This is a genomic window from Geobacillus sp. FSL W8-0026, assembly GCF_037966255.1.
GTDB classification, from domain to species: domain Bacteria; phylum Bacillota; class Bacilli; order Bacillales; family Anoxybacillaceae; genus Geobacillus; species Geobacillus icigianus.
Window position 1 is genome coordinate 374,059 of the sequence record NZ_CP150194.1, and the last position, 12,523, is coordinate 386,581.

A 12,523-nucleotide genomic window follows, 5' to 3' on the forward strand; every position below is an offset into this window, starting at 1 on the left:
CCAAACCGAGGGGGAGGAAAACGATGAGCAATGAACGCACATTCCGCCCGGAGACGCTCGCCATCCACGCCGGGCAAAAACCGGATGGAGAAACGGGCGCGCGGGCCGTGCCGATTTACCAGACGAGTTCGTATGTCTTCCGCGACAGTGAGCACGCGGCCAACTTGTTTGGGCTAAAAGAGGAAGGGTTTATTTATACGCGCATTATGAACCCGACGAACGATGTGCTGGAAAAGCGGATCGCAGCGCTAGAAGGCGGCGTCGGGGCGCTCGCGCTCTCATCGGGGCAGGCGGCGGTGTTTTATGCGATCATCAACATCGCCTCAGCAGGCGATGAAATTGTATCGTCTTCGTCCATTTACGGCGGCACGTACAACTTGTTCGCCCATACGCTGCGCAAGTTTGGCATTACGGTGAAGTTTGTCGATCCGTCCGATCCGGAAAACTTCGAAAAAGCCATTACTGACAAAACGAAAGCAGTGTTTGCCGAAACGATCGGCAACCCGAAAAACGATGTGCTCGACATCGAAGCGGTCGCCGCCATCGCCCATCGCCACGCCATTCCGCTCATTGTCGACAACACGGTCGCCAGCCCGTACTTGCTGCGGCCGATTGAATTCGGCGCCGATATCGTCGTCCATTCGGCGACGAAGTTTATCGGCGGCCACGGCAATTCGATCGGCGGCGTGATTGTGGACAGCGGCAAGTTTGACTGGAAAGGAAGCGGCAAGTTTCCGGAGTTCACCGAACCCGACCCAAGCTACCACGGGTTGGTGTATGTCGATGCCGTCGGCGAAGCGGCGTACATCACGAAAGCGCGCATCCAGCTGTTGCGCGACTTAGGGGCATCGCTGTCCCCGTTTAATGCATTTTTGCTGTTGCAAGGGTTGGAGACGCTTCACTTGCGGATGCAGCGCCATAGCGAAAACGCCCTCGCCGTTGCGAAATTTTTGGAAGCGGAAGCGGCTGTCGAATCGGTCAGCTATCCAGGGCTTCCAAGCCATCCGTCGCATGAGCTGGCGAAAAAGTATTTGCCAAACGGGCAAGGTGCGATCGTCACCTTTGAAATCAAAGGCGGCGTCGAAGCCGGGAAAACATTGATCGACTCGGTCAAGCTGTTCTCGCACTTGGCCAACATCGGCGATTCGAAATCGCTCATCATCCACCCGGCCAGCACGACGCACGAGCAGCTGAGCCCGGACGAACAGCTGTCCGCCGGCGTCACCCCGGGTCTTGTCCGCCTGTCCGTCGGCACGGAGTCGATCGATGACATTTTGGACGACTTGCGCCAAGCCATTCGCCAGAGTCAGGGGGTGGCGGCGAGATAACGAATAGTAGGTAAGCTCAAAGGCTGGTCGGAATGGAGGCCAGCCGTTTTTGTTTTCTCTCACTACTTGATTTATATGTATTATATGTTATAATACGGTTAGGCTGACTGTAGCCCGTTCCGGGGACATAGGTCAAGATCTGAGCAAAGGGCTGTAAAGGGTAGCGTCAAAAGTTCTATGAAAACTCCACACAGACCATCCCATTGAGCATCGTGGGGCATGCAGAGAGCCGGATTCGCCCTTGACCAACACCCGCCAAAGGTGCGGAAGAGTCGTCAAGAGAGGGGGGAATCTTGCGAAAACTAACGTGTTTCCAGCGACATTAGAAAATGCTTAGGATCAGGTTTTATACTGTTTTTCACAGATGGCTGGCTTATCGAAGAGAAGAGTAGTGAAAATGGCTGTTTTTCGTTGATCAGCGAATGAATGCGATGTTGTAGGCTTTTTTATTTGAGAAATAATGATGAAAGCGGCATTCCTTCTTGAATGACCGGCTGTCTATATAGACTTCCATGACGAAACATTTTCGTCACCATCGTAAGGATGAAAATGTCCTTATGTTGAATGCTGGAACTCTACGCATTTTGGAATTCGGGTATTTTCAGGATAGATGCACCTTGAAAAGTTAACTTCTCGATTACGCTGCACACCCCAAGCGTTGCAGCACTTCCTCGGGGCGTTCATGAATGTAGTCCACAAACCGGGCAATGGCTTGGGCGATATCGTTTCGATCGTTGTGAAACACATTGGCGATGACGGTGTCTTTCAGCCATTTCCACAAGCGTTCGATCGGATTCAGTTGCGGAGAATACGGAGGAAGGGAAATGAAGTGAAAACACGGTCCTTCTTCCCGCAAACACTCTCTCACCATTTTGGCATGATGAATTCGGGCGTTATCCAGCACCAAGACGATGAGCCGATCCGGGTAACGCTCTTTGAGAACTCGCAGGAAATCCAAAAACGTTGTCGCATTGGCCGCCCCTGCTGGATGAAGAACCGTTTCGCCGTCATGGACGTTAACCGCGCCAAACAGCGATACGTGGGCATGATGGCCGAACGTCGGCACTTGCTTTTGATGGCCAACCTCCGACCATGTCGTACGCAGTACATGATACGACCGGATAGGCGTTTCATCGATGTACAACAGGACGGAATCCGGACCGATTAATTTTTTTTTATCAGATCCATTTGTCTCTCGAAGTTTTTTTGCCGGTCCGGGTCCCCTTTTGCCAACGTGTAGGTCGGCCGAGTCCAAGAACGCCCTTTTCGATGCAAGAGTTTTCGCAAGGCTTCGCGGGAAATGGAGATGCCATAACGGTGGTACACATAGGATTGAAGGATCTTCGTATTCCACGCCGAAGCGATGTCCCAGCCCAGCTCCGCAGGGGTCGTGGTCAACACGAGTTGTTTGACCTCTTCCTGCTGTTCTTCGGTGAGAAACGGCTCCCGCAAAGGGGCAACATCCCGATGAAGCAGGAGTTCAAGACCGCCTTCGTTAAACAGCGACACATAATGGGAAACGGTTTGGCGGCACACATGGACCATGGAAGCAACCTCTTTGCCCAAATATCCTTCCATGACCAGGCGGACGGCCATCACGCGTTGGCGGAGCTGAGCGTTTTTGATCTTCCGTTCCTGCTTGCGGAGTTTCCGGGGCGTTCATCGGTGATGGTCGGTGATTTTGAGACGTTTCATGCAGAATTCCGCTCCTTTCCCATGCTTTTCCTTAGGAGCAGTATCACCGGAGTGGGCACCAGTTATACGAAGGTGAATCTTTTAATGAGCATGTATATAGTACCAAGGTTATTCAAAATTTTTTCTTTAAAGGTTTTTATATAAATTTAACGAAAATATTGCATTTTTTTTTAAAAAGATTATAATTTTCACAGGACCGGTCCCTATACTTTGAAATTTAAAAGGGGGATGATATGAGATATTGAGAAATTCCTATGCATTCTTTGTGACACTTGTACTTAAAACGTATAAACATCCGCTATTGAAACATGTCATCTTAAAGGACTTTTGAAGAAAAAAAGCAGGTTAAGCGACAACATGTTTAGAAGGAGGAGATTGAATCATGAAGGAAAAAATGAAAATGGTTACTACTTTGATTGCTTTTATCTCATTAATTGCGATAGGAGGAGTTAGCGCAGCATCCTATGTTACCTATGCTACAGTTCTTCCGCGCTTTGGAGCTGACACGGAATTAGCGAGCGCCAATAAAGCGACGAACAGTAAAAGTAAAGTGGAAAATTCGGTTGTTGGAAGCGATTATAAAGCGAATATGTGGATTCAGCAAGGCTCCACGAAAGTTTCGCCAACCGCGCTGAATGTAACCGATAATGACACGCGTTATTTTACTGTCGATCAAAGCGCTGTTGGTAAAAAAGTTTCATTAATGGCGGAAAATGCATCCTTCACTTACGTTACAGTTGACATCGCAGGCAAATTTTATCCCGACAATTGATCGATTTTTATAGATATGTTCAGTCAACTTGGACAAGAGAGAGGTTTTCTTCGTCAGGGTCGGTCTTCTTCAATTTTGTTGAAGAAGACCGACCTTAAACAGAAGAATTGGGAGATGATCGTATGTATATGGAATTGCTTAAACTTCTGAAAAATAAGAACCTTTATATCAGCGCCGCCTGCCTGCTGCTGCTTGTCATCGGCGCCGTCGTGTTGGGAGTGAAAGATTATCGTGAAAATGTGCAGTTGCTTGAACGAATTTACCACGACAATCCTAATGTTTTCGCCTTGGCATCGCCTCACCTTGAATGGGTTGGCCTAGGAGGCTTCCACTTTAACGTACTCTCATCTCTATATTACTTCCTTTTCCCGCTATTGTTATCGATCCCATTGGTGGATTCGATGGATCGTGAACGAAAGAGCGGAAATGTTCATTATCAATTGACACGGATGGGAAGAGGAGCTTATTACCGAAGGAAGTTTATGTTTACCTATATCAGCGCTTTTTTCTTGTTCCTCCTTCCTCTTGTGCTGGGAGTTGTGCTGGTGAATCTGTTGACGAATCATTGGGATTATTCGAGCTATTCCCAAGCATATCGGCAATTGATCGCCGGGACGCTGCCGCTGCCGGACAACTCATTTGCGGGAGAAAAGAAAACGCTTTTTTCATCTTTGCTGGAGATCTCCCCTTATTGGTATACACTCGTTTATTATGTAATCGGGGGGTTATTTGCCAGCGGTTACGTCTGCCTTGGTTTAGGATGTTCCTTGTTGTTGAAAAATCGGTATTTGATTACGTTGATGCCACAAATCATTTATATGCTTTGTTGGGCGGTGCTGACCATCATCGGCCAACTTGCTTGGGATCCGTTTAATTTCTTACTTCCTTCACAACCAGTAGAAGGATTGGCCTACTGGAAAATGGCCATCGTGTTTGTCCTCCAATTGTTGATCGCGGTAGGGGTATTTTCGTATGGAGTGAAGAAAAGTGAAGATGTTCTGTAAACAGAGTGTTTTTTTCATTTGGCAAGATGTAACGTTGCATCGAACCGTCATCAAGACCGTTCTAGGCGTCATTGCCTTGTTGATGTTTGCAGCCGTCCTGCCATGGGGATCAATCACGATTGGCAAATGGCATAGTCTAAAAGAGTTTATCTTGCTCTATCGGTATGAATTTTTCCATCTGCCTGCGTTTTTATTTCTTTTAGGTTCAATGTTGCGAACCAATACGTGGATGATCCTAAGAAGATACCGCACCCGGGGACAGATTGGGATGCATAAAGCGCTGCTCGTCCTCGCCTTAGCTGTCTGTATGTCTCTTTGGGTTGTCGCAGTAGGCGGATTATGTACAACGTTGGTGAAATATATTATATATCCCAACATAAAGAACGTCCATGCGGCTTTTTTATACGTGCCACATCGTGGGGACAAAAGCTCGTTCCTTTATTTTCTTATTACGTATTTTTTGCTCACAGCGATATTCGGGTTGATGTTTGTGTGGCTAACCGATTTTTGGGCGAACCGTTTTTTCAGCGTCGTAACGGTTATCACGCTGGCCATATTGGATATGTTCACCTTCAAGATGATACCGTACGTATTTTACATCAGTGAGAGAGTGTCTCCCGTTTGGACAATCCTAGTTTTCGTTTTGATGATGTTGCTGTTGATCCATATGATTCGGTTTTCGTCAAACAACAAAAACTACTATGTTCAGGATGATCTTTTATGAAACGAATGGATTTGGAGTTTACTCTCATCAAAATGGAGTTCAAAAAAATGATGATGACCTGCCTTTTATTCCCGCTGTTGGGCACTATGATGTCCATCAGGTCAGAGGCGTTTTCTTCCCAACACCTACCGGAGTTATTCGCCCGCTTATTCGGAGCGGTGACGATCTCAAATTGGATGTATTGGCTGATGTTTTGTTTCGGTTATGTGGTGTTGCTCCAAATCGTTTGGAAAAAACGTGATCAATATTTTGAACATACACTGTTCATTTTGTTAAGGGATACGACGTCGTACACGATAGCTAGGCTGCTGGTAGCTGTTCCGTTTACATTGGTGTATGTATTGGCGGCGTTTTTGATCGCTAGCGTTTTCGGTCTCTTTGTGTCGCATATGGCGGTTTCGTTTGACCGTTCGTTAGTGGTCATGTTCATTTGCATTGCTGTGAATTTGTATTGGCATGCCAGCGTGTGGATGTGTTTGAAGGTACACGCGACGAATCATTTGGCTAATGCCGTCATTCTCGCTTTGTTTTTTATAGGTGTGAAGCAGCCGATGGCTTTCGTTCCGTTGTACTACAGCATGGTCGATCATTTGCGGGGCGGTCTTATCGTGTGGTTGGCTCTGTTTGTGGAGCTCTTGTTGATTGGTCTGTTCGGGTATTGGACGGTCAAAAGAGTGAAGAACGCGGATTATATCTAGGAGGGGTTCGATATGAAGGCGATCGTCTTGTCCAATGTTTCCAAAACGATAAAAGGAAGAGAAGTGTTGCGCCATATCAACTTGGAATTGGAAAAAGGAAAGATTTATGGATTCGTCGGGCCGAACGGATCAGGGAAAACGATGTTATTCCGAGTCATCAGTGGATTGGTGAAGCCGTCCACCGGCACGGTGGCGGTATTTGGCCAGACGTTGCACCAAGATGTATCCTTTCCGAGCGATATTTCTGTTTTATTGGAAAAACCAGGTTTCCTTGAACAATACTCAGGATTCGATAATTTGCATTTTTTAGCCATGATTCAAAACAAAATCGGCGAGCGCGAGGTAAAAGAGGCAATGGAGCGGGTAGGGTTGGATCCGCATGATAAAAGGCCGGTGAAAGCCTACTCTCTTGGAATGAGACAAAGACTGGGTATCGCACAGTGCATCATGGAGAAGCCGCAGTTGATGCTGCTCGACGAACCGATGAATGCGTTGGATGAAAAATCAGTGGATCAAGTATACCAAATGATTCGGGAAGAAAACAAAAGAGGCTGCACCATTTTGTTGACGTCTCACAACAAGGTGGACATCCAGTCATTATGCCACGAAGTGTATGCAATGAATGAAGGGATGATTACCGGGATGACCCATATTGCGTCAGAATGACCGTCATGGGTGTCATGTCGAAATTCGCGAATATGGGGGAGCAAAAGATGAACAAAAAGAAAATTTTAGTTATCGACGACGAGGAAGACATTTGCTGTACAATCAAACAATATTTGGAGCTTCATCATTATCAGGTAGAAACGGCCCACAGCGGGATGGAAGCGTTGAAAGCAATGAACGAACATGTTGATTTAATTTTGCTCGATATCATGATGGAAGGCATTGATGGGATGGAACTGTGCACCATCATTCGCGATCGGGTGGATTGTCCCATTTTATTTGTCAGCGCCAAAGCGATGGAGGAAGATAAGGTTCAAGCGCTGGCGATCGGTGGGGATGATTACATCACCAAACCGTTCAGCTTAAAGGAATTGAAGGCGCGAATTGATTCCCATCTACGAAGGGAAGAACGGATTCGTTCAAACGAGAGATATCTTTTGAGTTCGAAACATATTACGATTGATCTTTTGGCTAACGAAGTCTTTTGTAAAGGAAAGAAATTACCGTTAACAAAAAAAGAATATGAGATTGTGAAGCTGTTAATGCTCAATAAAAAGGTCGTTTTCTCCAAAGAAAGAATCTTTGAACGAGTATGGGGGATTGACTCCGACAGCCAGTTAGACACTGTTACAGAAAGCATTAAAAATATTCGTAAGAAAATCAAGGCGGTCGACCCGGACACGTCTTATATTCAAACATTATATGGGCTCGGTTATAAATGGGATGTGACCGATGAAAAAGGATAAAACGATTAAACGAGATTTTTATTTGTTAGTTGTGAAAGTCGTGTTGGCAACGGCAATCTCTTCGGTCGTTACTTATTTATGCTTAATCTACTTGATTATTACATTAGCCACGAACGATGTGGTGAAACCGACCAATTATTTCGTCAAAGATTTGGATTTGATAGAAAAAAAGATAAAAGAAAACGAAGAGGCGATTTTCAAGGGGAGATTCATTCCCATCCATCGTTACAGTGAAAAGATACAGGGAGAAGTTGTAGACATCAGCGGTAAGCATCTGTATGGTGATCGAGAAATTATAGACGATCAAGTGGATATTAGTCAATCGATCAACCGTGAGATTGTAAAAGGAAGCTATGTGTATCGGTTCATTCCCTTGAAGCATGATAACGCCATTCAGGCGGTATATGTGTTGAAAGCACCTTTTGGGTTTATCATTAACAATCAAAAGCGCTTGGAACCTGTGTTCATTTATGCTGCGTTGCTGATTTCTCCATTGCTCTTTTTTATTGTCTATTTGATTTTCTTTACATCTAGGCTGTACCAATCATTGTTTCACAATATCAAATTGTTGCTCGCGGCGTCTGATCACATTGCCAGCGGGAATTTTGATTTTCACGTCTCGGGGTTGAAAAGAAAAGAGTTTATGAAAATCCAGAATTCCTTTAATGCCATGATCAGTGCGTTGAAAGAAATGGTGGAACGTTTAGCAAAGACCGATGACGAACGAAAAATGATGGTGTCATCGATCGCGCATGATATTCGAACGCCAGTAACGGTCATCCAAGGCCAAATTGATTTGATTCAAGATTTGAGAAAGTCGGACCGCTTTGATGTCACGCCCCACTTAGAGATCATTCGTAAAAACTGTGGAAAGATGACCATGTTGACGGATAATTTGTCGTTGCTCTATAAAGTGGAGAAGAGCCACTTCTTATTGAACGCAAAAGAAGTGGATGTAAAGCAAATGCTTGATGAGAAGAAACGAGAGCTCTCAACCATGGTTTCTCGTCAACCATCGCTAGCGATTTGCTTTGATGTGAATTTGCAACGATCGTCTTATGTGCTTGATGAAGCAATGGTCATGAGAGTGTTGGACAATATTTTATACAACAGTTTGAGGTTTACAAAAAGCGGAGAAATTACGTTGGAAGTGCATGATGAAGAAGAGGGGAATGCGTGCAAAATTTATTTTCGCTGTTCAGACACAGGAACGGGGTTTAAAGAAAACGATACGTCTTTGTTGTTCCAGCCTTTTTATCAAGATAAGCAGTATAAACATCATGTCGGATTGGGGCTGTATATTGCGAAACAAATCGTCAATCATCATGGTGGGGACATTTGGGCGTACAACAATGACAAAGGCGGCGCAACGGTTGAATTTTATATTAAGGAGCTGTCTCTTGATCATTTTAGGACCTTCCCGCCGTTGTAGAAGTGGAGGATGCAGCTAGGGGGCCTCCCTAGCTGCGATCGTTTGGCGGTTATTTCCTTTTGGCGATGAGAAATTGATGGTTCACCGTAACGGCCACTTCTTCCTCCGGGTTTACGCCTTTGATGCTGTATACCCAACCAAAGTTCAAATGAGTTCGTTTTTCGTCTTTTTGGTCGGGAATGATTTCGATTTTTCGCAGCTCCTTTTTGCTCAAAATGCGGTGATGTTCATTGATTGTAATCGTCTCCGCTACTTTTCCGATCGGTTTGTTCAAGTGCTGTCGATCGACTTTGGCAGCTTGAATCACGTAGATTCGGCCTTGGTAGCGAATTTCTTGCAAATTGTCCTTGTTCAGCTCGTATTTTGGCAATTGTCGGTCGATCTCCATATTTTGTGTGGCGGTCTTTTTTAAGTCGCTGATCACGGAACAGCCTCCGATAAAGAAAATACCGATCCATATGACGAGCAAAATGGAATGTTTCATCGTTTGCCCTCCTTACATTTCCCTGACGAGGGAGAAATGTCATTCGTGCGGTTTGTTTCCTTCCCAACGCTGAAACCAGATGGAACCGATGACGGTTGCGATGAGAAAGCTTAGAAGAGCATAGGCCGTTCCCTCCCGCAATGATAGGGAATACGAATGCAACAACAGCTCCCCTACGGCTTGCTTGATTTCGGGCATTGACAGAAGGGGGAGTTGGGAAAGACGCACAGCCCATGTCCAAGGGACATACATCCAAATGTGGTCGCCTAACGATGTTGCCCCGAGCAGAGCAGCAATGAGAAATCCACCGCTTCCTACGGCGATCGAGGCTCCCATTCCAAAGGCAAAGCTGATGAACAGATGCAAGGAAAAAAGAAAAAGGGAGCCCACGATGGAGAGCGCCGCTCCTTGCAAAAAGACGTGTTCATGAATGGGTGCCACTTTGAGCACGTATTTCATGCCCAAGAGCATGAGCAGCGTCGCGAGCAAGATGTCCGCGCCTGCTAGAAAGATCAGCAGCGTGAGCTTGCCAATATACGATTTCATTTTGGATACAGGGCCGGTCAAGATGTTCATGAAACTTCCTGCTTTTTCTTCTTGATAGGCCATCAGCCCGGTCAGCAGGGAGATGATGATCGGCAAGGAAACGGTCATCACTTCAAAAAATGCTTCGTATATTTTCGTTTCTAGGAACATGATGGTGTGATAGTGTGAAAAATACCACACCATCAAAAGCGAATAACTGATTGGCGTGATGATCATCATCAGCCGAATCGCGGTGCGTTTCGTTTTGAGCCATTCGGAGGACAGAAGGCGTAGAAACGACATGTCAATACACTTCCTTTCGCGCAAACCAAACGGCGGTTAGAAAAGATAAGAGCAGAAACATGGCAAGAGCCATCGCTAAGCCGATGGGAATGACCGAAGGATCCGAGAGCGGATCCCCTGTTTTCAAGGGAACCCCGTTAGGATGAACCCCGACGATCGGGCACATCAACCTCATGCCCCAACTCCATGGAATGAACAGCCAATAAGGCGTTGTTGCTGCGATCACTCCCACAGCGAGGCCAATGACGCTGACAATGATCGAAACGACGATCCCAAACCGTTCGGCCACAAACAATCCGATTGGGATATACGATAAAGAGGTCAACCAAATGACCAAGCCGGCGCATCCAGCGACCACAGCGGATGAAAGGCTGCTAGGTACCAACCATTTCAATAAAACAAGCAAGATGATCAGTTCCACGGTAGAAAGCAACAGATAATAGGCGACGACGGCGATTTTGCTCCACCATAGACCTGTTATGCTAATATCGAGACAGCGTAACGCTTTATCGTTTCCCGACTTTTTCTCTCTCATGATTGACAAGGAAGCGATCAACGCGGTGCCAATCGGAACGAAAATCAATGGCCACCAATTGAACACCGTGTATTCAAAATAGTTGTGTGCCGAATTCATGGCCGGCATAGTAATGACGGCGTATAGGATAAAGAAAAGCGGGGCAATAAACACCAATTTCTTCGCAAATGTTCGTTGATACTTTAAACGTTCTGATTCGAACATATTGAGCATCGTCTCCATCCTCCCTCACTGTTTGCTCACTACATCAATAAACAGTTTTTCGAGATCTTGGCTCTCGTCGATTTTCCCTTCATACATGAGTTTCCCGTTTTGGATAATGCCAATATAATCCGCTAATTGTTTCACTTCGGACAAAATATGGCTCGATAAAATGACAGTGATTCCGTTTTGTGTAAAGGATCGAATCAGCTTTCGCAAGTCTTGTATGCCTAATGGATCCAATCCATTGGTTGGTTCGTCAAGGATGAGCAGTTGGGGATGATGCAAAAGAGCTTTGGCGATTCCCAACCTTTGCTTCATCCCAAGAGAAAATTGCGCGGCTTTCTTTTTCCCAGTGTTTTCTAAACCGACAAGATGCAAAACTTCCCGGATGCGCGACTCGGGCAGCCCGAGTAATTTGGCGTAAACAAGCAAGTTTTCATGAGCGGTTAAATTGCCGTAAAGAGCAGGAGATTCGATCAGCGCACCGATATGTTTTAAGTCTTTCCGGCTCCAAGGATGGCCGTTGATCACGATTTCCCCTTTCGTAGGACGCAAAAGCCCTGTCAATATCTTTAAAAGCGTGGACTTTCCGGCTCCGTTTGGTCCGAGCAAGCCATACACAGTATGTTTTTGAACTTTCATGGACACATCATCAACAGCGAGTTGTTTTCCGAACATTTTGCTTACATGATGGGTTTCTAACATATACTTTTCCATGTTCATTCTCCTTTCATTATCGGGACACGCTAGGCGGTTTTAGGCTGATATCAGCGCAACGATAAGGCGGTTCCCGTACGGTTTCCATATTAATCACTTCATCTAATGTTTTTATAAGAAAAGGGCACATGGCTGATGTTTTTTTTTTCGGATTGGCTCTATGAGGAAAAACGAGGATATGGGAGAGATCGACGAAGCAAAAGCAGGTTTTATCGTTCTCAATTTGGCATAATGAACGTGAATTTAACAAAGCGATAAAATGGTTAAAAGCGGAAGGACTAAAAAGTAATCCAAAAACAGGTGCTGGTATTGAAATGGATTCACTCAACCTAAAAATCGACGGAAAGGGCGTTCACTTGTGAGCGTCCCGTTTTTTTTTTTGAGTCCAACCGTTTCGCGGGAAGATTCCCCCAAAAGTAGCATCGACATCAGTGGGCGATGAAGAACAAGGGATCATTATAAATTTCAATTCGTTTGAAGAAGGAACTCCGCGAGTTTTGTTGTAATTCCTCTATTGGGGTGAAAGGATGGAAAAAGAAATCATTCGCTTTTTAATCGAACATCCGGAAGTCATCGAAAAATTACAAAATGGTACGGTGAGCTTGATCGGCTTAAGTGAGTTAGAGGTAAAAGCGGTTGTAAGGGTATTTAGTGAATCGACGGAACCGCTCGGATATTGGAAGTAGATAA

The 12,523-nt window shown here is 45.5% G+C and carries 14 protein-coding genes and 1 pseudogene; 9 read left to right on the forward strand and 6 right to left on the reverse strand.

The genetic code is table 11. The features are described from left to right. Positions 1-23 precede the first annotated feature (23 nt). Positions 24-1,328 (forward strand): homocysteine synthase, encoded by a 1,305-nt coding sequence (locus NST29_RS02015; RefSeq protein ID WP_033018421.1) that lies wholly within the window; start codon positions 24-26, stop codon positions 1,326-1,328. Positions 1,329-1,965: 637 nt separating this feature from the next. Here the strand turns inward: NST29_RS02015 and NST29_RS02020 are convergent. Both NST29_RS02020 and NST29_RS02025 read right to left on the reverse strand, forming a co-directional pair. After that, positions 1,966-2,472, reverse strand: coding sequence for an IS630 family transposase (locus NST29_RS02020; protein WP_231559776.1), 507 nt, complete (start codon positions 2,470-2,472; stop codon positions 1,966-1,968). Between the two features lie 20 nt (positions 2,473-2,492). Beyond that, positions 2,493-3,023 (reverse strand): annotated as a pseudogene (locus tag NST29_RS02025) (winged helix-turn-helix domain-containing protein). 382 nt (positions 3,024-3,405) lie between these two features. Here NST29_RS02025 and NST29_RS02030 point away from each other — a divergent pair. The 7 genes from NST29_RS02030 (at position 3,406) to NST29_RS02060 (ending at position 9,065) form a co-directional block, all read left to right on the forward strand. Beyond that, positions 3,406-3,795: a hypothetical protein gene (locus NST29_RS02030; RefSeq protein WP_033020707.1), complete on the forward strand. Its 390-nt coding sequence runs from the start codon at positions 3,406-3,408 to the stop codon at positions 3,793-3,795. Between the two features lie 122 nt (positions 3,796-3,917). Then, positions 3,918-4,799, forward strand: coding sequence for an NADH dehydrogenase (locus NST29_RS02035; RefSeq protein ID WP_033020706.1), 882 nt, complete (start codon positions 3,918-3,920; stop codon positions 4,797-4,799). Beyond that, on the forward strand, positions 4,783-5,523 hold the full coding sequence (locus NST29_RS02040; protein ID WP_033020705.1) for a hypothetical protein: 741 nt from the start codon (positions 4,783-4,785) through the stop codon (positions 5,521-5,523). Before NST29_RS02035 ends, NST29_RS02040 begins: the two co-directional genes overlap by 17 nt. Beyond that, positions 5,520-6,221 carry a hypothetical protein gene (locus NST29_RS02045; RefSeq protein WP_033020704.1) on the forward strand — a complete coding sequence of 234 codons (702 nt, stop codon included), beginning with the start codon at positions 5,520-5,522 and terminating at the stop codon, positions 6,219-6,221. Before NST29_RS02040 ends, NST29_RS02045 begins: the two co-directional genes overlap by 4 nt. A gap of 12 nt (positions 6,222-6,233) precedes the next feature. Beyond that, on the forward strand, positions 6,234-6,887 hold the full coding sequence (locus tag NST29_RS02050) for an ABC transporter ATP-binding protein (protein WP_033020703.1): 654 nt from the start codon (positions 6,234-6,236) through the stop codon (positions 6,885-6,887). A 47-nt stretch (positions 6,888-6,934) separates the two neighbouring features. Further along, positions 6,935-7,633 (forward strand): response regulator transcription factor, encoded by a 699-nt coding sequence (locus NST29_RS02055; RefSeq protein ID WP_033020709.1) that lies wholly within the window; start codon positions 6,935-6,937, stop codon positions 7,631-7,633. Next, positions 7,620-9,065: a HAMP domain-containing sensor histidine kinase gene (locus tag NST29_RS02060; protein ID WP_033842567.1), complete on the forward strand. Its 1,446-nt coding sequence runs from the start codon at positions 7,620-7,622 to the stop codon at positions 9,063-9,065. The genes NST29_RS02055 and NST29_RS02060 overlap by 14 nt, the downstream gene beginning before the upstream one ends. A gap of 49 nt (positions 9,066-9,114) precedes the next feature. On the opposite strand, the gene NST29_RS02065 is transcribed toward NST29_RS02060, so the two are convergent. Genes NST29_RS02065 through NST29_RS02080 form a run of 4 tightly spaced genes read right to left on the reverse strand, consistent with a single transcriptional unit; the run spans position 9,115 to position 11,833 of the window. After that, complete coding sequence (locus NST29_RS02065; RefSeq protein WP_033842566.1) at positions 9,115-9,549, reverse strand: NisI/SpaI family lantibiotic immunity lipoprotein; 435 nt, start codon at positions 9,547-9,549, stop codon at positions 9,115-9,117. Between the two features lie 39 nt (positions 9,550-9,588). Then, a complete protein-coding gene (locus NST29_RS02070) occupies positions 9,589-10,377 on the reverse strand; it encodes a lantibiotic immunity ABC transporter MutG family permease subunit (protein ID WP_033842565.1) in 789 nt (262 codons plus the stop codon). A gap of 1 nt (position 10,378) precedes the next feature. Next, positions 10,379-11,125: a lantibiotic immunity ABC transporter MutE/EpiE family permease subunit gene (locus NST29_RS02075; protein WP_033844711.1), complete on the reverse strand. Its 747-nt coding sequence runs from the start codon at positions 11,123-11,125 to the stop codon at positions 10,379-10,381. Between the two features lie 15 nt (positions 11,126-11,140). Beyond that, positions 11,141-11,833, reverse strand: a complete 693-nt coding sequence (locus NST29_RS02080) for a lantibiotic protection ABC transporter ATP-binding protein (RefSeq protein WP_033842564.1) — start codon at positions 11,831-11,833, stop codon at positions 11,141-11,143. Positions 11,834-12,360: 527 nt separating this feature from the next. On the opposite strand from NST29_RS02080, the gene comX reads away from it, so the two are divergent. Beyond that, positions 12,361-12,519: a competence pheromone ComX gene (comX, locus tag NST29_RS02085; RefSeq protein ID WP_033842562.1), complete on the forward strand. Its 159-nt coding sequence runs from the start codon at positions 12,361-12,363 to the stop codon at positions 12,517-12,519. The last annotated feature ends 4 nt before the right edge of the window (positions 12,520-12,523 follow it).